General features: G+C 56.6%; 23 protein-coding genes and 1 tRNA gene. 12 read left to right on the top strand and 12 right to left on the bottom strand.

All coding sequences use genetic code 11. From position 1 onward, the window contains the following. Both F0320_RS08975 and F0320_RS08970 read left to right on the top strand, forming a co-directional pair. Positions 1 to 77, top strand: a tRNA-Val gene (locus F0320_RS08975). A gap of 118 nt (positions 78 to 195) precedes the next feature. Then, a complete protein-coding gene (locus F0320_RS08970) occupies positions 196 to 1,791 on the top strand; it encodes an FAD-NAD(P)-binding protein (protein WP_126328343.1) in 1,596 nt (531 codons plus the stop codon). A 28-nt stretch (positions 1,792 to 1,819) separates the two neighbouring features. Here the strand turns inward: F0320_RS08970 and F0320_RS08965 are convergent, their stop codons facing one another. After that, entirely contained in the window at positions 1,820 to 2,455 is a 636-nt protein-coding gene (locus tag F0320_RS08965) for a carbonic anhydrase (protein ID WP_023311344.1), read from the bottom strand. A 72-nt stretch (positions 2,456 to 2,527) separates the two neighbouring features. Beyond that, a complete protein-coding gene (locus F0320_RS08960; protein WP_126328342.1) occupies positions 2,528 to 3,310 on the bottom strand; it encodes an MBL fold metallo-hydrolase in 783 nt (260 codons plus the stop codon). 125 nt (positions 3,311 to 3,435) lie between these two features. Here F0320_RS08960 and F0320_RS08955 point away from each other — a divergent pair, with 125 nt between their 5' ends. Then, positions 3,436 to 3,576, top strand: a complete 141-nt coding sequence (locus F0320_RS08955; protein ID WP_003857665.1) for a hypothetical protein — start codon at positions 3,436 to 3,438, stop codon at positions 3,574 to 3,576. Between the two features lie 92 nt (positions 3,577 to 3,668). On the opposite strand, the gene F0320_RS08950 is transcribed toward F0320_RS08955, so the two are convergent. Next, complete coding sequence (locus tag F0320_RS08950) at positions 3,669 to 3,836, bottom strand: hypothetical protein (protein WP_185807230.1); 168 nt, start codon at positions 3,834 to 3,836, stop codon at positions 3,669 to 3,671. A 245-nt stretch (positions 3,837 to 4,081) separates the two neighbouring features. Between F0320_RS08950 and F0320_RS08945 the strand changes: the two genes are divergently transcribed. From F0320_RS08945 to F0320_RS08930, 4 genes are read left to right on the top strand one after another with little or no spacing between them, the layout of a single operon-like run. Further along, positions 4,082 to 4,912, top strand: coding sequence for an ABC transporter substrate-binding protein (locus F0320_RS08945; protein WP_188032845.1), 831 nt, complete (start codon positions 4,082 to 4,084; stop codon positions 4,910 to 4,912). A gap of 2 nt (positions 4,913 to 4,914) precedes the next feature. Then, positions 4,915 to 5,730: an amino acid ABC transporter ATP-binding protein gene (locus F0320_RS08940; RefSeq protein WP_126328341.1), complete on the top strand. Its 816-nt coding sequence runs from the start codon at positions 4,915 to 4,917 to the stop codon at positions 5,728 to 5,730. Beyond that, positions 5,730 to 6,506, top strand: coding sequence for an amino acid ABC transporter permease (locus tag F0320_RS08935; protein WP_126328340.1), 777 nt, complete (start codon positions 5,730 to 5,732; stop codon positions 6,504 to 6,506). Before F0320_RS08940 ends, F0320_RS08935 begins: the two co-directional genes overlap by 1 nt. Continuing rightward, positions 6,490 to 7,176 carry an amino acid ABC transporter permease gene (locus F0320_RS08930; RefSeq protein WP_126328339.1) on the top strand — a complete coding sequence of 229 codons (687 nt, stop codon included), beginning with the start codon at positions 6,490 to 6,492 and terminating at the stop codon, positions 7,174 to 7,176. Before F0320_RS08935 ends, F0320_RS08930 begins: the two co-directional genes overlap by 17 nt. On the opposite strand, the gene fumD is transcribed toward F0320_RS08930, so the two are convergent. From fumD to F0320_RS08910, 4 genes are all read right to left on the bottom strand, one after another. After that, a complete protein-coding gene (gene fumD / locus F0320_RS08925; RefSeq protein ID WP_008500615.1) occupies positions 7,157 to 7,366 on the bottom strand; it encodes a fumarate hydratase FumD in 210 nt (69 codons plus the stop codon). The two genes, F0320_RS08930 and fumD, sit on opposite strands and share 20 nt — an antisense overlap. 110 nt (positions 7,367 to 7,476) lie before the next feature. Further along, the gene (locus F0320_RS08920; RefSeq protein WP_047651405.1) at positions 7,477 to 8,289 is read right to left on the bottom strand and encodes a MetQ/NlpA family ABC transporter substrate-binding protein; all 813 of its coding nucleotides are present in this window, start codon (positions 8,287 to 8,289) and stop codon (positions 7,477 to 7,479) included. Positions 8,290 to 8,437: 148 nt separating this feature from the next. Further along, positions 8,438 to 9,106 (bottom strand): methionine ABC transporter permease, encoded by a 669-nt coding sequence (locus F0320_RS08915; protein WP_008500617.1) that lies wholly within the window; start codon positions 9,104 to 9,106, stop codon positions 8,438 to 8,440. Continuing rightward, the gene (locus F0320_RS08910) at positions 9,099 to 10,121 is read right to left on the bottom strand and encodes a methionine ABC transporter ATP-binding protein (RefSeq protein WP_126328338.1); all 1,023 of its coding nucleotides are present in this window, start codon (positions 10,119 to 10,121) and stop codon (positions 9,099 to 9,101) included. Before F0320_RS08910 ends, F0320_RS08915 begins: the two co-directional genes overlap by 8 nt. 400 nt (positions 10,122 to 10,521) lie before the next feature. Here F0320_RS08910 and F0320_RS08905 point away from each other — a divergent pair, with 400 nt between their 5' ends. The 5 genes from F0320_RS08905 to lpp all read left to right on the top strand — a co-directional run bounded on the left by F0320_RS08905 (position 10,522) and on the right by lpp (position 15,394). Then, the gene (locus F0320_RS08905; protein ID WP_126328337.1) at positions 10,522 to 11,892 is read left to right on the top strand and encodes a pyridoxal-phosphate dependent enzyme; all 1,371 of its coding nucleotides are present in this window, start codon (positions 10,522 to 10,524) and stop codon (positions 11,890 to 11,892) included. An 11-nt stretch (positions 11,893 to 11,903) separates the two neighbouring features. Next, positions 11,904 to 13,049 (top strand): trans-sulfuration enzyme family protein, encoded by a 1,146-nt coding sequence (locus tag F0320_RS08900; RefSeq protein WP_126328790.1) that lies wholly within the window; start codon positions 11,904 to 11,906, stop codon positions 13,047 to 13,049. A gap of 175 nt (positions 13,050 to 13,224) precedes the next feature. Next, complete coding sequence (locus F0320_RS21785) at positions 13,225 to 13,419, top strand: hypothetical protein (RefSeq protein WP_418721936.1); 195 nt, start codon at positions 13,225 to 13,227, stop codon at positions 13,417 to 13,419. A gap of 7 nt (positions 13,420 to 13,426) precedes the next feature. Then, the gene (gene pykF / locus F0320_RS08895; RefSeq protein WP_029739779.1) at positions 13,427 to 14,848 is read left to right on the top strand and encodes a pyruvate kinase PykF; all 1,422 of its coding nucleotides are present in this window, start codon (positions 13,427 to 13,429) and stop codon (positions 14,846 to 14,848) included. A 309-nt stretch (positions 14,849 to 15,157) separates the two neighbouring features. Then, positions 15,158 to 15,394: a murein lipoprotein Lpp gene (gene lpp / locus F0320_RS08890; RefSeq protein ID WP_001082307.1), complete on the top strand. Its 237-nt coding sequence runs from the start codon at positions 15,158 to 15,160 to the stop codon at positions 15,392 to 15,394. 60 nt (positions 15,395 to 15,454) lie between these two features. Here lpp and ldtE read toward each other — a convergent pair whose 3' ends face one another. The 5 genes from ldtE to sufC all read right to left on the bottom strand — a co-directional run bounded on the left by ldtE (position 15,455) and on the right by sufC (position 20,206). Further along, complete coding sequence (gene ldtE, locus F0320_RS08885) at positions 15,455 to 16,468, bottom strand: L,D-transpeptidase LdtE (protein WP_126328336.1); 1,014 nt, start codon at positions 16,466 to 16,468, stop codon at positions 15,455 to 15,457. Positions 16,469 to 16,565: 97 nt separating this feature from the next. After that, entirely contained in the window at positions 16,566 to 16,982 is a 417-nt protein-coding gene (gene sufE / locus F0320_RS08880; RefSeq protein WP_023311331.1) for a cysteine desulfuration protein SufE, read from the bottom strand. A gap of 14 nt (positions 16,983 to 16,996) precedes the next feature. Then, positions 16,997 to 18,217 (bottom strand): cysteine desulfurase SufS, encoded by a 1,221-nt coding sequence (gene sufS, locus F0320_RS08875; protein WP_047651400.1) that lies wholly within the window; start codon positions 18,215 to 18,217, stop codon positions 16,997 to 16,999. Further along, complete coding sequence (sufD, locus tag F0320_RS08870; RefSeq protein WP_126328335.1) at positions 18,214 to 19,485, bottom strand: Fe-S cluster assembly protein SufD; 1,272 nt, start codon at positions 19,483 to 19,485, stop codon at positions 18,214 to 18,216. The genes sufS and sufD overlap by 4 nt, the downstream gene beginning before the upstream one ends. Further along, complete coding sequence (gene sufC / locus F0320_RS08865) at positions 19,460 to 20,206, bottom strand: Fe-S cluster assembly ATPase SufC (RefSeq protein ID WP_126328334.1); 747 nt, start codon at positions 20,204 to 20,206, stop codon at positions 19,460 to 19,462. The genes sufD and sufC overlap by 26 nt, the downstream gene beginning before the upstream one ends. Positions 20,207 to 20,209: the final 3 nt, after the last annotated feature.

Below are 20,209 nucleotides of genomic sequence, written 5' to 3'. Positions count from 1 at the left end.
GCGTCCGTAGCTCAGTTGGTTAGAGCACCACCTTGACATGGTGGGGGTCGGTGGTTCGAGTCCACTCGGACGCACCATTTCAGTCCTGAAATGGTGCAAATCCTCTTCTGATATCCTGAATTTTCTTAATCCCTTATTTTCATCATTATTCTCCTGCTACGCTTTTCTTATGGAAAAAAAACAGGAAGACCGTCGATGAAGAAAATCGCGATTATCGGCTCCGGCCCCACAGGGATTTACACCTTTTATCACCTGCTTAAGAACAGCACGCCGCTCTCCGTTTCCGTTTTCGAACAGGCCGATGAAGCTGGCGTGGGTATGCCCTATAACGACGACGATAATTCCCGGCTGATGCTGGCGAACATTGCGAGCATTGAAATCCCGCCCATTTTTATGACCTACCTCGACTGGCTCAAGGAACAGAGTGACGCCCATCTGGCGCGCTTTAAGGTCGATAAAACCCGTTTACATGACCGGCAGTTTCTGCCCCGGCTTCTGCTGGGTGAGTATTTCCGCGACAGCTTTCTTTCCATCGTAAAAGAGGCAAAAAGGCTAGGATTCAGCGTTGATGTCCATGAATCTGCGAAGGTCACAGACATCATTCCCGCAACAACCGGCGTTACGCTTTCCGTCAACGGCAGCGTCTTGCCCGATCAATTCGACCTTGCGGTTATCGCCACCGGTCACGTCTGGCCAGAAGAGGATGAAGCTACGAGAACGTTCTTCCCAAGCCCGTGGTCCGGTCTGATGGACGCCAGTATTCCTCCCTGCCGCGTCGGTATTATGGGGACATCGTTAAGCGGTCTCGACGCGGCCATGGCGGTGGTGATGCAGCACGGCGAGTTTCGTGACGGTAAATTCATCCTCGACAGCGGCAGTGAAGGGTTAAACATTACGCTGATGTCCAGGACGGGCATTCTGCCGGAAGCCGATTTTTACTGCCCTATTCCTTATGAACCGCTGTCGGTCCTAACCGAATTCGTGGTTGAAACCGAGATTGCCAAAGGATCGGATGGCATGCTGGATCGCATCTTTACCCTGATGGTGAAAGAGCTTCAGCTCGCTGACCCGGCGTGGTGTGAGAAAATATCCCTGCATAAGCAGAATGCGGACAGCATACGTGAGGCCTGGTTTGAGGATCGTAAACGGCACGGCCCCTTTACCTGGGCGGAAGAGAATCTCATCGAGGTTGAGCGGAACAAACGCGAGCGGCGCACCGTAGCCTGGCGCTATACCGTGCTTCGGCTGCATGAGGTGGTTCAGGAGATAGTGCCCCACCTCAACGAACGGGACAGAGAGCGCTTTAAGCAAGGCCTCGCCCGCGTATTCATCGACAACTATGCGGCCATCCCTCCGCAGTCTATCCGCAGGCTGCTCGCGCTTCGCGAAGCCGGCATCATCAGCGTGGCGACGCTCGGTGACGATTACGCGCTGGACGTTGGCAGCGATCGAACGGTGATCACCACAAAAGAGACCGTTTACCGTTTCGACGTGTTTATTGACGCCCGCGGACAAAAGCCGCTCAAAACGAAAGATCTACCCTTCCCGACGCTGCGCAAACAGCTGGAAGCCACGGGTGAAGAGATACCTGACCTCGGTGAGGATTACACCTTAAAAGCGCCTGACGCCGCTCGCGGACGCATCGCCTTCGGTGCGATACCGTGGCTAATGCACGATCGTCCCTTCGTTCAGGGGCTGGCAGAGTGTGCAGAGATTGCGGAAGCAATGGCGAAGGGGGCGGAAAAAACCGCGTCGCGATCGCGGCGCAGACTACCGTATATTGAAAACTGACAGGGCATCCGTGCCCTGCTGTCGCGGATTACTCGAAGAAGACTTCCGGGTTTTCAGACAGCGAAACGAAGGTTTTCGTTGCTTTATCCAGCGCAAGGATTTTGCCGCTTTCAATGTCGTACACCCAGCCGTGCAGTCGGATGGAGTTATTACGCAGGCCCACCGCCACGGACGGGTGGGTCTTAATGTTGCTCAGCTGCGCAAACACGTTCTCCTGCACCATCGCATTGACTTTATCGATCGGCTTATCCCAGGTTTTCTTCTCAACCACCGCTTTCGCCGCGTCGGAATAGCGCAGCCAGTGTGACACAGCAGGCATCGGCTCCAGGTTCGCGTTATCGGCAATCGCCTTCATCGCGCCACAGTTGGAGTGACCGCAAATCACGATATCCGTGACGCCCAGCGCCACCACGGCGTATTCGATGGTTGCAGACACACCGCCAGGCTCCGGCCCGAACGGCGGCACGATGTTGCCAGCATTACGAATGACAAAGAGTTGTCCTGGCTCTTGCTGGGTGACCAGTTCCGGGACCAGACGGCTGTCGGAGCATGAGATGAACAGCGCTTTGGGATTCTGGCTGGACGCTAAACTGCGGAAGAGTTCTTTACGTTGCGGGAAAATCTCTTTTTGAAAGCTGAGAAAACCTTCAATGATATGTTGCATAGCAATGTCTCTTTTATCTGTTTTAGTTTAGGTATGATCGCGATCACACTCGTAAAGTTTACCCATCGTGGTTTACTTCAGACAAGCAATATATTTCTGGCCCGACCGCTGAACAATCTCGTCCGCACTGGCCTGGATGTTCTGCCCTTCGAACGCGCCGTACAGACGTTCAAAGGTTTTGCCTTCGAGATGATTCACCACCGACGCCACGGTGCGGGCCGGCAGCGGAAGATAATTCGGATAGCTCCACATAAACGAGACGGCGTCTTTACCCGGCGTGACCTGCAGAATATCGCCCACCAGCAATATTCCGTCCCCCTCCTGCCAGTGCAGCACCGTTCCACCGGCAAAATGCCCGCCCAGACGCAGCAGGGTGACTGACGGGAAAATCTCCAGCGCATCCCCCTCCCAGAAATGAATGGCCGGGCTGTCGCGCATGACCCACTCTCTGTCGCTGGCGTGCAGGTACACCGGCGCATCAAACGCCGCGGCCCATTCCTGCATCGTGGTGTAATAGTGCGGATGTGAAATCGCAATTGCGCTGATGCCGCCCAGGGCGGTAATGAGCGTTTTGGTTGCGGGGTCGAGGTTGGCGATGCAGTCCCAGAGGATATTGCCGTAAGGCGTTTGCAGGAATAGCGCCCGCTGGTTGATCGCAAACGCAGGCACCGTTTTGATCCCAAACAGCCGCGGCTCCAGTAGCTGCCATTTGTTGCTATGGGTGGCGGTGACGGTGTCGAAATCGGTCCATGCCTGGCCCGTGGCGGGCACGTACTGGCGTTCATCCTCGCAAATTGGGCAACTGTCCGGCTGCGTATCGTAGGCGGTTCCACAGGTTTCACAGAGTGTAATCATGTGCTCTCCTCAGCGATCAAGCACTGAGTATGGCAGGGATTATCCTTATGTGCTGCGAGGTACATTGCTGGCTTTTTTTGCCCTATACTGTGCCAGTATCAAAAACTGAACAGAGCAGGTGCCACATGGAAATTGATCTCGATAACTTAGTCTTTAACGGTCTGGATGAAGCCGAAGAGCGTAATGCGGAACGTCTGGACGATGCAGACAAAAAAGCGCAGGCGATTGTCGCCGACGACGACTGCGGCGACGCCTGCAAAATCTAATAAAAAAGCACCGGGAAACCGGTGCTTTTTTATTTCACTCGTTAAACGTCACGCACACTTCGTTCCAGTACGTTTCGCGCGTGCGGCGCAGTTCAGCGTGACGTTTTATCATGGAACCACTCCGGGTCAATGTTGGCAACGTCTACGCCATACAGGCTGGCGACAGGCAGGATTGACTCAAGAACACGTTGCGCGCTGTTCTCCGCATTCACTGGTCGGGCCGCAAAAAACCGCCGTAACGTGCTGATCCATTTTTTCATCGTCTTACCCTCTCTCGCCGTGTCTGATCTCAGTTAAGCACTCAAATGCCGCGCGGGGGAAATACCAAAATCCACTGTCGATGTGCAGGATCTGCAAATAGCATCCCGTTCGTTTCACTCTTCATTAACACCTTGTTCACTAATGCTTTTTTGCTCATAGCAAAGAACGATTTCTTATTTGGCGATAGCTTTCGCTTATGGGAGCGTAGCGGGGTAAAACAAAAACAACGGGATGGCGAATGACTATGGCAGCAAACATGAAAGGGTTTACAAAACGGACACTGGTTCTGGGCTTACTGGCGGCGGGGAACCTGCTTTCAGCGCAGGCACAGGCGGATCAGCTGGCGGATATTAAGGCCGCAGGGGTGGTGAAAGTGGCCACGTTTGACGCCAACCCGCCGTTTGGCTCTGTTGATGCCAAAACGCACGAGATCGTGGGTTATGACGTGGACTTCGCCAAAGCGCTGGCAAAATCGCTCGGCGTAAAGCTTGAACTGGTTGCCACCAATCCGGCCAACCGCATTCCGCTGCTGCAGTCCGGCAAAGCCGACCTTATCGTGGCGGATATCACCATCACCCCGGAACGCGCGCAGGTGATTGATTTCTCGACGCCTTACTTTGTCACCGGCCAGCAGTTCCTGGTGCCGGCTAAATCACCGGACAAGCTTGATGACTACAGCCGGGCGCGTATTGGCGCGGTCAAAGGAACGACGGGCGAGCAGGCGCTGCACCAGCGTTTCCCGCAGTCCCGCGTGCTCTCGTATGACGATATTCCGCTGGCGCTGACGGCACTGCGCAACGGCAACGTGCAGGCCATCACCCAGGACAGCACCATTCTGGCCGGTCTGCTGGCGCAGGCGCCGGATAAAGCGAACTTCAAAATCCTGCCCGATCTGCTCAGTAAAGAAGAGATTGGCGTTGGGGTGAAGAAAGGTGAAAAGGCGCTGCTGAAGGCCGTTAACGACGAGCTGGTTAATCTCGAGAAGAACGGCCAGGCGGCAAAAATCTACGACGTCTGGTTTGGTCCAGGCACCCCAGCCCCACAGCCTCGCGCCTTTAAAATAGAAGCCAGATAATTATGCTCTCAGGTTTATTTTCACACTCCGCGGCCGGTGCCGCGGATTTTTCACATCTGGAACAGGCCAGCGTCGAGTTTCGTCATGTGGACAAACGCTACGGTGACCATCAGGTTTTAAACGACATTAACCTCACCATCACGCCCGGTGAAGTGGTCGCCATCCTCGGCCCGTCGGGTTCCGGTAAATCCACCCTGATCCGTCTCATCAGCCAGCTTGAAACCCTGAGCGGCGGAGAGATTCTGGTCGACAACAAGCCTACCGCAAAGCTCTCCGGTACCGGGCTGCGTCAGCTGCGAAGCCGCGTGGGGTTTGTGTTCCAGCAGTTCAATCTTTACGCCCACCTCACCGCCAGCCAGAACATCACCCTGGCGCTGGAGCACGTTCACGGCTGGAAGCCGCAGCCTGCCCGGGAGCGCGCGCTGGCCCTGCTGGAGAAGGTCGGGATGCTGGAAAAAGCCCACCATTTCCCGGCAGAGCTTTCCGGTGGACAGCAGCAGCGCGTGGCGATTGCCCGCGCCCTGGCCTCTTCACCGCAAATCATTCTGTTCGATGAACCCACCTCCGCGCTGGATCCGGAGATGATTGGTGAAGTGCTGTTTGTGATGAAAGCCCTCGCCCACAGCGGGATCACGATGATCGTGGTGACCCACGAGATGCAGTTTGCGCGAGAAATCGCCGACCGGATTGTCTTTATCGACGGCGGGCAAATTCTGGAAACCGCGCCGCCGGCACAGTTTTTCAGCCAGCCGTCGCATCCGCGCGCGCAGCGTTTCCTGCAAAAGGTGCTCAACCCGCTGCATCAGGAGCATCTGTAATGCCCGCGCTCGACTGGCAGGGGGTACTGACCGGACAGCCTCTGCAGTGGATATTCTCCGGATTTCTCACCACCCTGTGGGTAACGCTTGCCGGGATGCTGCTGGCCAGCCTGCTCGCATTGCTCTTTATGCTCCTGCGCCTTTCCGGCGGCCGCCCCGGGAATGCGGTCGTCAGCAGCTGGGTGTCGCTGTTTCGCAATACGCCGCTGCTGGTGCAGCTGCTGTTCTGGTATTTTGCCGCCTGGAACGGATTACCGCAGGCGTTTCGCGACACGGTGAACGCGGATCACAGCTGGTCAATTCTGCCCGGCGACGTCTGGTGGTTTACGCCCGAATTTTTATGTACTGCCTGGGGGTTGGGCGTCTTTACCTCGGCGTTTCTAATCGAAGAGGTGGAGTCGGGCTTACGTTCCGTGCCTGCCGGACAGCGGGAGGCGGCGCTCGCGCAGGGATTCTCCGCGTGGCGTCTGTTTCGTTACATCCTTCTGCCGCAGGGCCTGGCCAACGCCTGGCAGCCGGTTGTAGGTCAGTTTCTCAATCTGATGAAGCTCTCCTCGCTCGCGAGCGGGATTGGCTTTGCCGAGCTGACCTATCAGGTCAGGCAGATCGAGAGCTATAACGCGCACGCGCTGGAGGCATTTACCCTCGGAACCGCGCTCTATCTGCTGACCGGCCTGGTAATGGGGATGGTGCTGGTACGCCTTGGGCCGCAGGCGAAACGTAAACGCCCGAACGTCGTCATCGCAGGGAGTGAAAAACATGATTGCCGGACTTAACGTCATCACCGATAACCTCGACTATCTGCTGTGGGGACGCGCGGCAACGGGTGAACCGGGGGGCGTACTGCTGTCGTTAATGATGGCTGCCGGGGCCGCCGTCATCGCTCTGCCCGGTGGGATAGTGCTCGCGTGTCTGGCCTGGCGCTTTACCGGGCTCGTGCGAAAGGCCCTGTTTTTATGGGCAGAGCTGATTCGCGGTATCCCGCTCATCTTCGTGATTTTCTGGATGTGGTATCTCCTGCCGCTTATCACCGGAGGCGATCTGCCGGGAGCGCTGACCGTCACGCTGGCGCTGGCCTGGTTTACCGCGGCCGCCGTGATGCACTCGGTCCTGGCCGGGCTGAGCGCGCTACCGTCCGGACAATATGAGGCCGCACTGTCACAGGGATTCAGCACGCGGCAAACCCTGTGGCGCGTGCTGCTGCCGCAGGCGCTGAGGAATATTCTGCCGTCGCTGGTGGGGATTTTTATCAGCCTGCTGAAGGATACGTCGCTGGCGTTTATCGTGAACGTACCGGAGCTGACCACGGTGGCGGGACAGGTCAATAACCGGGTGCAAATCTACCCGGCGGCCATTTTTATCTTTACGGGCGTGGTCTACTACCTGCTCTGCTGCTCGCTCGAGCAGCTTGCGAAACGCTGGCGCATTACCCGGCCAGCGCTTTAACCACCGTTTCCATCGCTTCGGTTGTCAGTTCACTGCGTTTAACGCGCTGGTTCGCCAGCGCGGTACGCAGGACTCCGGCAATGACAATATGCTTTGGCTCCTGCCCTAAATCACGCATCTCAAGCACCACCTTCCCGACCACCCGGCACATCTCCTGGTACAGCGCTTCATCTTTGGTCACGTTACCCATCGTCATCACTCCATTGCCTTTTAAACGTTGAGCTTAAATGATTCTCCTGCCGGATACAAAAAAGAAGCCCGGCGAGAGACTCGCCGGGCTTCATCTGTAAAATCAGTACATTAGTTGTTTACTGGGATGACCGCGCCTTTGTACTTGGTGCGGATCCAGTCCTGAATCTCTTTCGAGTGCAGGACGTTCACCAGCGCTACGATATCTTTCTTCTTCTCGTCACCGCGATGCACGGTAATGATGTTGGCGTACGGGTTGTTTTCACCGCTCTCTACCGCAATCGGGTCGTGAACCGGGTCCAGACCTGCATCAATCGCGTAGTTGGCGTTGATCACCACCGCAGCGCCTTCGTCGTTGTTGTACATCTGCGGCAGCAGAGAGGCTTCCACGTTCGGCGTGAACTTCAGCTTTTTCGGGTTCTCAACGATGTCGCTGATGCGCGCGGTCACTTTGTCGATGCCCGGCTTCAGCTTGATCACGCCCTCTTTCTCGAAGATGGAGAGAATACGCCCCTCTTCAGAAACCGCGTCACGCATGATGATCGTGCCACCTTCCGGCAGGTCTTTCAGCGACTTGTATTTTTTGGAGTAGATGCCGATTGGCTCAATGTGGATCGCGCCCGCACTGACGAAATCGTAGTCTTTATCGCCCGCATGATCCTTCAGCACGCTGTTCAGGTAAGGAATGTGCTGGAAATAGTTCGCGTCGATGTCATGACCCGCCAGCGCGGTGTTCGGCAGAATGTAGTCCTGGAACGGCTTAATCTCCAGGTCGATACCCTGCTTCGCCAGAATCGGCTTAGCCTGCTCCAGAATTTCGGCGTGCGGCGTATTGGATGCGCCCACGGTCAGGGTATCGGCCCAGGAGGCGAAGCTCAGGGCGCTCAGGGTTGCGGCGGCGATCAGTGTCAGTGTTTTTTTCATGATGTGGTTCCTGTGTGTTGTTGTTACCCTAAATAGTTCGAGTCACAGGAAGGCGGCAAGTGAGCGAATCCCCAGGAGCTTACATACAGTAAGTGACTGGGGTGAACGAATGCAGCCAACGCGCCTGAGGCTCGAAATATGACGGGTATTAGCGTTTATCTAACAGTGAAGTAATGACATCGCCGCAGAACTGGATAATGAAAACGATGATCAGAATGGTCACCGTTGCCACCAGCGTGACGTCACCATGGTTGCGCTGGAATCCTTCCAGATAAGCCAGATTTCCCAAACCACCGGCGCCAATCACCCCCGCCATTGCGCTGTAGCTCACCAGCGCAATGAGCGTCACCGTAATACCCGATACCAGTGCGGGTGATGATTCCGGCAGTAAAACCCGAAACACGAGCGTGCTCAGTCGTGCGCCCATCGAGCGCGTTGCTTCGATGACGCCTTTATCCACTTCACGCAGGGCGATTTCCACCAGGCGTGCGTAGAACGGTGCCGCGCCCACAATCAGCGCCGGCAGCGCCGCGTTGGCACCAAGAATGGTGCCAACGACGGTCTTGGTGAACGGGATCAGCAGGACAATCAGAATGATGAACGGAATCGAGCGGAACACGTTCACGACAATCGAAATCACGCTGTAAACCGTGCGGTTGTGGAACAGCCCGCCGCGCGCGGTTAAAAACAGCGCCAGCCCCAGCACGATGCCCAGCACAAACGTCGCCACGCCGGACAGCGCGGTCATGTACAGCGTCTCCAGCGTCGCCGCCCAGAGCTGATCCCACTTGAGATGCGGAAAGAGATTCTCAGCCATGTTTAATTACCTCGCCTTCAATATCGCTGTGCTGCAGGTCGGCGAGGATATTGTTCAGTTGTTCATCGGATGCCACGACATGGACCCAGAGCTGACCAAACACGCCGTGGGCGGTTTGCGTCATTTTCCCGTGCAGGATGTTAAACGGCAGGCCGTAGCGTAGGGTCAATTCACCCACGATCGGCTTATGGGTGCTGTGCCCGGTAAAGGTCAGCCTGATGACCGTGCCTTCCAGATCGTTTGCCAGTTCGGTGTTGAAGTTTTCCTCCTCGGCATACTGGCTCACCTGACGGACAAACTGCTGCGTAATCGGCTGCTGCGGATGAGTAAAGACGCTCAGCACGTCGCCCTCTTCCACCACTTTACCGTTCTCCATCACCGCCACGCGGTCGCAGATTTTGCGCACCACGTGCATCTCGTGGGTGATCAGCACGATGGTCAGTTTGAACCGACGGTTAATGTCCAGCAGCAGATCGAGGATCTGATCGGTGGTCTGCGGATCGAGCGCGGAGGTGGCTTCATCGCAGAGCAGCACGTCAGGGTTGTTAGCCAAAGCACGTGCAATGCCCACGCGCTGCTTTTGCCCGCCGCTCAGCTGGGACGGGTACGCATTCTCGCGCCCCTTCAGGCCGACCAGCTCCACCAGCTCGGCGACGCGCGCCTTGATGCTGGCTTTTGGCACCCCGGCGATTTGCATTGAGAAAGCGATATTCTCGCTCACCGTGCGCGACCACAGCAGGTTGAAGTGCTGGAACACCATGCTGATTTTCAGGCGCGCCTGGCGCAGCGCTTCACCCTTTGCCGCAGAGATATCCTGCCCGTTAATGGTGACGCTTCCGGCGCTGGGTTTTTCCAGACCGTTCAGCAGGCGAATCAGCGTGCTTTTCCCGGCCCCGCTGTAGCCAATAATTCCGTATATCTGTCCCTGTGCTATCGTCAAATTGACGTTATCAACGGCAGTCAGCGCGACCTTTCCGTTGTCAAAAACCTTCGAAATATTCCTGAGTACGATCATTCTTATTCATTATCCGTTTCGCGCATGGCTGTTTAGCAGTATGGATGTCCAAACGATAGTAAACAGGCGTTATCAGCTTTCAAATGAACAAAAAAGAATGTGTTATAACTTTCGGAAATAACCAGCGGATTTACCGGGTGGGAAGCATTTAGACCAATTTCAGCAATGATTATCTGCCGGATGCATATCTGCTGGGTGATGTCCGCGAAAAATGGTCATTTTTGCAGCATTTTATCACGATATAGCCATCCCCACATCCAGACAACTTTACGTCTTGCTGTCCTGACATCCGAAAACCGCATTTATATTCTTTTCAGTTCTAAACGGCAGTGAATGGTTCTTTATTGCGAAAATTTCGCCGCTCTATCATCCCGTCATGACATCCAGAAAGGAAAACATCATGACGATTTACCACTCCGTCACCGAACTGATTGGCCGCACCCCGCTTATCCAGCTGCACAAGCTTGATACCGGCCCCTGCTCGCTGTTCCTGAAGCTGGAAAACCAGAATCCGGGCGGCTCTATTAAAGATCGCGTTGCGCTGTCGATGATTAACGAAGCGGAGCGTACCGGCCAGCTGCAGCCGGGCGGCACGATAATTGAGGCCACGGCGGGCAATACCGGTCTCGGCCTGGCCCTGATCGCTGCCCAGAAAGGCTACTCGCTGATCCTGGTGGTGCCGGACAAAATGAGCCGCGAGAAGATTTTCCACCTGCGCGCGCTGGGTGCCCAGGTGGTGCTGACCCGCTCCGACGTCAACAAGGGCCACCCCGCCTATTACCAGGATTACGCCCAACGCCTGGCCAACGAGCTGCCCGGCGCGTTTTACATCGACCAGTTCAATAACGAAGCCAACCCGCTGGCGCACCGCACCACCACGGCACCGGAACTGTACGAGCAGCTTGACGCGCGGATCGACGCCATCGTGGTGGGCGTCGGCTCGGGCGGTACGCTGGGCGGCCTGCAGGCGTGGTTCGCCGAGCATTCTCCGCACACGGAGTTTGTCCTGGCCGACCCGGCCGGATCGGTGCTGGCCGACCAGGTGGAAACCGGACGCTATCACGACGCGGGCTCCTGGCTGGTTGAAGGTATTGGCGAAGACTTTATTCCGCCGCTGGCCCACATCGAAGGGGTGAATCGCGCCTGGCGCATCACCGACCGAGAGGCCTTCACCACCGCGCGCGACCTGCTGAAAACGGAAGGCATTCTGGCGGGCTCCTCCAGCGGCACGCTGCTGGCGGCCGCGCTGAAGTATTGCCAGGCGCAGACCGCGCCGAAACGCGTGGTGACCTTCGCCTGCGACAGCGGCAATAAGTATCTCTCGAAGATGTTCAACGACGACTGGATGCGACAGCAGGGGCTCATCACGCGTCCTCAGGCCGGCGACCTCTCCGACTACATCGCCCTGCGTCACGATGAAGGCGCCACCGTCACCGCAGCCCCGGACGACACGCTTTCCACCGTCCTGGCACGCATGCGTCTGTATGACATCTCCCAGCTGCCGGTGCTGGAGAACGGCAAGGTGGTGGGCATTATCGACGAGTGGGATCTCCTGCGGCATATCGGCGGCGATGGCGATCGCTTCGCGCTTCCGGTGACGGCAGCCATGACGCGCCAGGTGGAGTTTCTGGATAAACACGCCCCGGAAAGCGCACTGAACGCCATCTTCGACCGCGGTCTGGTGGCCGTGATTAATGACAACGACCGTTTTCTCGGTCTGATTACGCGCAGCGACGTTCTGACCGCCTGGCGCAACCGTCTTCAGCAATAAAGGAATCGATGATGAAAAACCTGGCTACCCTGAGCGTCCACAGCGGCGAGTTCAACGACCAGCACGGCGCCGTCATGCCGCCGATTTACGCCACCTCTACGTTTGCGCAACCGTCACCCGGCGAGCATACCGGCTATGAGTATTCGCGCAGCGGCAACCCCACCCGCCACGCGCTGGAAACCGCCATCGCCAAACTGGAAGGCGGCACGCGCGGCTACGCGTTTGCCTCCGGTCTGGCGGCCATCTCCACGGTGCTCGAACTGCTGGATAAAGACAGCCATATTGTCGCCATTGATGACGTTTACGGGGGGACGTACCGCCTGATTGAAAACGTGCGCAAGCGCAGCACCGGTCTGCAGGTGAGCTGGGTTAAACCGGACGACCTAGCCGGGCTGGAGGCCGCCATTCGCCCGGATACCCGCATGGTCTGGGTCGAAACGCCAACCAACCCGCTGCTGAAGCTGGCGGATCTGGCGGCCATTGCGGCGATCGCCCGCCGTCATAACGTCATCAGCGTGGCGGATAACACCTTCGCGTCGCCGGTGATCCACCGTCCGCTGGACTCGGGTTTCGATATCGTGGTGCACTCCGCCACCAAATACCTGAACGGCCACTCTGACGTGGTGGCCGGGCTGGCGATTGTCGGGGACAACAGGGAACTGGCGGATAGGCTGGGCTATTTGCAAAACGCGGTGGGCGGCGTTCTGGATCCGTTCAGCAGCTTCCTGACGCTGCGCGGTATTCGCACGCTCGCTTTGAGGGTAGAAAAGCACAGCACCAACGCGCTGGCGATTGCGCAATGGCTGGATCAGCATCCTCTGGTCGAAAAAGTGTTCTATCCCGGCCTGGAATCGCATCCACAATATCAGCTTGCCCGCACGCAGATGGCCCTGCCCGGCGGGATGATTTCCATCGTGGTAAAAGGCGATGCGCAACGCGCCACCGAGGTGATTCGCAACCTGAAGCTGTTCACCCTCGCAGAAAGCCTGGGCGGCGTGGAAAGTCTGGTGAGCCAGCCTTACAGCATGACGCACGCCTCCATTCCGCTGGAGCAACGCCTGGCAAACGGCATTGTGCCGCAGCTGATCCGCCTGTCAGTCGGGATTGAAGATCCGAAAGACCTGATTGCCGACCTCAGCCAGGCGCTGCAGAAATAAGCAAATGGCGGCAGGTCCATCACCTGCCGCCACAAGTTGTCATCATGGCTTAACGCCTTGATAACAATATTATGAGAAACAGCACAGATTATTTCTGAAACACCGTTTCCATTTTCCTTTTATCTTAAAATCAGCGTATAATGCGCGCCAAATCCCTGGTGAATGGTTTCAGCGCTTGGAATACAAAAAACAACGTACAACTTCTCCTCTCCTTCGTTGGGCTGTCACTCAGGCACACTTTCTTCTGCACGCTCATTTGATGTCTCCTATCCTTAGTGCGTGTCATATACTCTTTTGCAACACAGGTTTGACTCCGCGGCGGTGCGCCCCCGGAGCGAGATTTCCATATCCTTCCCAACTTAAAGACTAAGACTGTCATGAAAAAGACGAAAATTGTTTGTACTATCGGCCCGAAAACCGAATCTGAAGAGATGCTGACCAAAATGCTGGACGCCGGCATGAACGTGATGCGTCTGAACTTCTCCCACGGTGACTACGCAGAACACGGCCAGCGTATCCAGAACTTGCGCAACGTGATGAGCAAGACCGGTAAAAAAGCTGCGATCCTGCTGGATACCAAAGGTCCAGAAATCCGTACCATCAAACTGGAAGGCGGTAACGACGTCTCTCTGAAAGCGGGCCAGACCTTCACCTTCACTACCGACAAATCCGTTGTCGGCAACAGCGAAATCGTTGCAGTGACCTATGAAGGCTTCACCAACGACCTGTCCGTCGGTAACACCGTGCTGGTAGACGATGGTCTGATCGGTATGGAAGTCACCGCGATCGAAGGTAACAAGGTTATCTGTAAAGTGCTGAACAACGGCGACCTGGGCGAAAACAAAGGCGTTAACCTGCCGGGCGTCTCTATCGCACTGCCAGCACTGGCTGAAAAAGACAAACAGGACCTGATCTTCGGTTGCGAACAAGGCGTTGACTTTGTGGCGGCATCCTTCATCCGTAAGCGCTCAGACGTGGTTGAAATTCGTGAGCACCTGAAAGCCCACGGCGGCGAGAAGATCCAGATCATCTCCAAAATTGAAAACCAGGAAGGCCTGAACAACTTCGACGAAATCCTCGAAGCGTCTGACGGCATCATGGTTGCGCGTGGCGACCTGGGCGTAGAAATCCCGGTTGAAGAAGTGATCTTCGCGCAGAAGATGATGATCGAGAAATGTGTTCGCGCGCGTAAAGTGGTTATCACCGCAACGCAGATGCTGGACTCTATGATCAAAAACCCACGCCCAACCCGCGCAGAAGCAGGCGACGTGGCTAACGCCATCCTCGACGGTACTGATGCCGTTATGCTGTCCGGCGAATCCGCGAAAGGTAAATATCCGCTGGAAGCGGTGTCCATCATGGCCACCATCTGCGAACGTACCGACCGCGTAATGAAAAGCCGTCTGGACTACAACAACGACAGCCGCAAGCTGCGCATCACCGAAGCGGTTTGCCGCGGTGCAGTAGAAACGGCTGAGAAACTGGAAGCACCACTGATCGTGGTTGCCACCCAGGGCGGTAAATCAGCTCGCGCGGTGCGTAAATACTTCCCGGATGCAACTATCCTGGCGCTGACCACCAACGAAACCACGGCTCGTCAGCTGGTGCTGAGCAAAGGCGTGATCCCTCACCTGGTGAAAGAGATCGCGTCTACGGATGATTTCTACCGTCTGGGTAAAGAAGTGGCTCTGGAGCTGGTTGATCGTGGTCTGGCGCAGAAAGGTGACGTTGTGGTCATGGTTTCTGGCGCGCTGGTACCAAGCGGAACCACCAATACCGCCTCTGTTCACGTGCTGTAATAATTCCCGAACGAATTAATTTTGATAAAAAGCGCCCTCAGGGCGCTTTTTTTATTCCTGGCATTAGCCAAAGTCATTCAAATTGCAAATCGGGTTTCTCTATTTAATTGCCAATTATCTAAGATGAATCCGATGATAAATGCCTTTTTTTCCTTAGATTTTTGCCCGAACAGGGCCGATTCGATGCTTCTTTGAGCGAACGATCAAAAATAGGTGTATTCCCATCAAAAAAATATTCTCAACCCAAAAAACTTTGTGTAATACTTGTAACGCTACATGGAGATTAACTCAATCTAGAGGGTATTAATAATGAATCGTACTAAACTGGTACTGGGCGCGGTAATCCTGGGTTCTACTCTGCTGGCTGGTTGCTCCAGCAACGCTAAAATCGATCAGCTGTCTTCTGACGTTCAGACTCTGAACGCTAAAGTTGACCAGCTGAGCAACGACGTGAACGCAATGCGTTCCGACGTTCAGGCTGCTAAAGACGACGCAGCTCGCGCTAACCAGCGTCTGGACAACCAGGCTACTAAATACCGTAAGTAATAGTACCTGTTAATAAAATGGCGCACATTGTGCGCCATTTTTTTTGCCTGCGTCAAACGGCTACTGCGTCACCTTCTCCCCTTCATCTTCCGCTACCGCAGTGGACACCCGACTGTTCTGCACGGACAGCACGTTATTGCTGGCCGACGGGCCGCTGCCTGACGACACGATAACCGGGATCCCGGCGCGACGTGACAGGGCTTTCTCAATTAGCGCCTTATCGCTTCCCGCCTGAGAAACAAAGGTCGCAAAGTCTGCGGAATGGGCAATAGGCGAGACCTGCGGATTTTCTCCCTCAACCTGGGCCAGCGGGCGATGGACTTCAATATAGCGTTTACCATCCGGCTCCACGGAGAACTTCACGGGTTCATTGATAATCTGTACCCGCGTGCCAACCCGCACCTGTTCGAACAGGGCCTTAATGTCCGGGGCGTTCATCCGCATACAGCCGGAGCTGACCCGCAGGCCAACGCTGTCCGGCGCGCTGGTACCGTGGATAAGATATTCCCCATTGCCCACGCCCAGACGCAGTGCGAAGCGTCCCAGCGGGTTATTTGGCCCGGCAGGCACCACCGGAGGTAATTTAATTCCCTGTTCCAGAGAGCGTGCTCTGATGCCCGGCGTGGGTGTCCAGGTGGGATTCGGGATTTTCTGACTTACGCGCGTGGTCGTGACCGGTGTTTCCAGCCCCAGCTGTCCGATGCCGAGCGGGAAGACCTGAACGATATTTTCTCCAGGCGGGAAGTAGTAGAGCCGCAGCTCAGCGAGGTTCACCACAATCCCCTCGCGAGGCGTGTCCGGCAGCAGCATCTGCGACGGGATGGTAATGACGGTTCCCGGCGCAGGGTTGACCGGCGCAATGGTATTGTTCGTTTCCAGGATCACCTGCGCCGCGGTATTAAACCGGCGGGCGATGGTCTGCAGCTTATTATCCCCTTCCTGTATCGTGTAGGTTTGATTTTGCCCAATCAGGCGGCTGCCTGCGGGCGGCAACGGATAGTCCATCGCGCGGGCCGAATTAAGTGCGCCGAGCGAACTGAGGAGTAATAGAGTTATGAGAGACGCGCGCTTCATGCTGAGATTCCTTATTCACTGGCAGGACGCCAGAAAGCTGAAAAACCAGCGAGGCGGGAACCACCTCGCGAAACAGAATGAATGCTGTTCTGTAAGTCTAGCTAAGGATTGCAGCTTTGGCGCGAATCGCGCGAATCATCGCTTCCAGTCCCTGGGAGCGTGACGGGGTGAGGTGTTGGGTCAGGGCCATTTTTTCAAACCACGGGCGGACGTCAAACGCGACAATATCCTGCGCCGACATCCGGTGGTAAAGAATAAAGACGACCGCAATAAGCCCTTTTACAATGGCCGCATCGCTGTCGCCGTGCAGTGCTATCGTGCCGTCGTCAGACTGTTCCATCACAATCCACACCTGGCTCTGACAGCCCTGAATACTGTTTTCCGGGTTATGCGCCTCTTCACCGAGCGGCGGCAAGCGCTGTCCCAGCTCGATGATATAAAGGTACTTCTCTTCCCAGTTTGCGCAACGCCCAAAGTTGCGCAGCAATTTGTCTCTGTCCGGCAGCTCTGCCATCTTTTGCCTCTCCGTTAGCCCAGCAGCTGGTGAATGCGCTTAAGCCCCGCCACCAGCCTGTCGACTTCTTCCGTTGTGTTGTACATCACCAGCGACGCGCGGCACATTGCCGGCACCTGGTAAAACGCCATCAGCGGCATGGCGCAGTGGTGCCCGGTACGCACCGCCACGCCGTAGTTATCGAGGAAACTGCCCACGTCATAGGCGTGATGTTTCCCGAGATTAAACGCGATCACTCCTTGCCGGTCGGCAGGCCCGTAAAGGGTCAGATCCGGCACGCTGGCAAGCTCGGCAAGCGCATAGTGCATCAGCAGCTGTTCGTACTCCTGAATGCTATCAAGGCCGATCGCGGAGACGTAGGAAACCGCCGCCCCCAGCCCGATAATCCCGCCGGTGTTGGGCGTACCCGCCTCAAAACGCCACGGTGCGCGCGCGTAGGTGGTGCCTTTCGTCAGGCTGACGGTGGCGATCATCGACCCGCCCCCTTCCCACGGCGGCATCGCCTGCAGGATGTCTTCTTTCACGTACAGCACGCCAATCCCGGTCGGCCCGTAGAGCTTGTGGCCGGAAAAGACGTAGAAATCACAGTCCAGCGCCTGAACGTCAACCGCGTGGTGCATCACCGCCTGGGCACCGTCAATCAGCACCTTCGCGCCGGCCTGGTGGGCTTTTTCGATAATCTCTGCCACCGGGTTTTCAGTCCCGAGCACGTTAGAGACCTGGGTGACCGCCACCAGCCGCGTGCGGTCATCCAGCAGTGCGTCGAGCTGCTCGAGCTGCAGCGTCCCGTCAACGTTGAGCGGAATGACCCGCAATTGCGCGCCAACGCGCTCGCAGAGCATCTGCCACGGCACGATATTGGCGTGGTGCTCCATCTGGGTGATGATGATGTTATCCCCCGCGTGGACCTGCGCGTTGCCCCAGCTGTTAGCGACAAGGTTGATCCCTTCGGTGGTTCCGCGCACGAAGACCAGCTCTTCAGGCGATTTCGCATTGAGGAAGGCGGCAATCTGCGTGCGCACGTTTTCCATACGCTGGGTCGCCTCGGCGCTCAGGGTATGGATACCGCGATGCACGGCGGCGTAGCCGTGGCGATAAAACTCGGCTTCCGCATCCACTACTTGGTTCGGCTTCTGCGCGCTCGCCGCGCTGTCCAGATAGGCCAGCGGAAGACCATTCACTTCACGGGTCAGAACCGGAAAATCTGCCCGTACTTTCTCGACGGGAAAACTCATGCTTCGCCTCCAGGCAGACGCTGACCGATACGCGCCAGCACCTGCTGTTTCAACTGACCATCGTTCAGCGCTTCCGTCAGTTCGGCGGCAAACGCATAGATAATCATTTTCTGCGCCGCCTGCTGGTCGATACCGCGGGAACGCAGGTAGAACATCTGCTCATCGTCGATGCGCCCAACCGTCGCACCGTGGCTGCACTTCACGTCGTCGGCGTAGATCTCCAGCTGCGGTTTGGTGTCCACTTCCGCCAGGCGACCTAACAGCAGATTGTTGTTGGTCATCTGCCCGTCGGTTTTAATGGCGTGCTGCGCCACGTTAATCAGTCCGTTAAACACCGCACGCCCTTTATCACTGACGATGGTTTTGTGCAGCTGGCGGCTGTTGCAGTAGCCGTTGTTGTGCTCAAGCCAGGTGCGCGTGTCGCACACTTCAGATTTAACCGGCATCGCCAGGCTGTTGATGCGCAGCGTGCTGTTTTCACCGTTAAGCTGCGTGCTGGTGTTGTGGCGCAGCACCGACCCGCCGAGCAGGAAGCTATGGCTGTACGCCGCGGCATCCTGACCCAGCACAATGTCGTTATGGGCAAAGTGGTGGCTCTGCGCATTCTCAAATGCCAGCTTGACGTGGTGAAGCTGGGCATTGGCAGCAACGTTCATCGTCAGACGCGAACCGGTAAAGTGACGCGTTTCATTAAGGCTGACGTAATGTTCGATTACCGTGGCCTCCGCTCCCTCCGCCAGCTCAAGATGGTGGCGATAGTGCGCGGTGTTGATTTCGTCGCCGTCCAGACCCTGGGTGATGTGCATCAGCAGCAGCGGTTTTGCCGGACGCTGGTTACGCTTCACGCGGATGTGCGTCACGCTGCGGGTCAGGCTCTCGGTCAGGTGGAGGAAAACCTCAGGCTGAACCGGGGCGCTCAGGGGCTGGCGATCGTCGTTTATCTCAATCTCAAATCCGCTCCCCTGAAGGGCGTCGCTCAGCTCCGGACGGAACTCACCGTCGACAAACACCAGGCGCGCGGCATCCACGTTTACGGCCAGCGCGTCACGCTGCGCCGGGGTGAGATCTGCCAGACGGGTCACAAACTCGGCGTTCAGCAGGCCATCAAGCGGAGTGTATTTCCAGTTCTCATGCTTACGCGTCGGCAGGCCGAGACGCAGCATCTGCTGCAGATGCTGCTGCGCCTGCTCCGAGCGCGTGCCGCCCTGGGCTTCAAACAGCCGGTGCCACTGCTGGAGCGCATTACTGCTGTTCGGTAAGCCAGCCATAGCCCTGCTCCTCCAGTTGTTTAACCAGCGTGAAATCTCCGGATTTCACAATACGCCCCTGGTAAAGCACGTGGACGTAATCCGGCTTGATGTAGTCCAGAATGCGCTGGTAGTGGGTGACGATAATGAACGAACGCTTGCCGTCGCGCAGGGCGTTCACCCCGTCAGCGACAATCTTCAGGGCGTCGATATCCAGACCGGAGTCGGTCTCATCCAGAATGCACAGCTCGGGCTCCAGCACCGCCATCTGCAGAATGTCGTTACGCTTTTTCTCGCCGCCGGAAAAACCGACGTTCACCGAGCGGGTGAGCAAATCTTCCGGCATTTTCAGCAGCTTGATTTTCTCTTCCATTAAATCCTGGAAGTCAAAGCGGTCCAGCGCCTCCAGGCCGCGATACTTGCGCACCGCATTCAGCGCCGTCTGCAGGAAGAACTGATTGCTGACGCCAGGAATTTCGACCGGGTACTGGAAGGCCATGAAGATGCCCTCGCCCGCACGGTCTTCCGGCGACATCTCCAGCAGATCTTTGCCGTTGAACTCCACCGAGCCGTGGGTTACCTCATAATCTTCGCGCCCTGCCAGCGTCGCAGAAAGCGTACTTTTCCCGGAGCCGTTCGGCCCCATGATGGCGTGAACTTCGCCCGGCCTGACGTCAAAATTGAGGCCACGCAGGATGGCTTTGTCTTCTACGCTGACCTGTAAATCTTTAATGCTTAACATGTG

It is taken from the genome of Enterobacter dykesii, from assembly GCF_008364625.2.
Taxonomy (GTDB): Bacteria; Pseudomonadota; Gammaproteobacteria; order Enterobacterales; family Enterobacteriaceae; genus Enterobacter; species Enterobacter dykesii.
The sequence above is the reverse complement of the archived record's forward strand: the minus strand, read 5'-3'. Positions and strand labels throughout refer to the sequence as shown.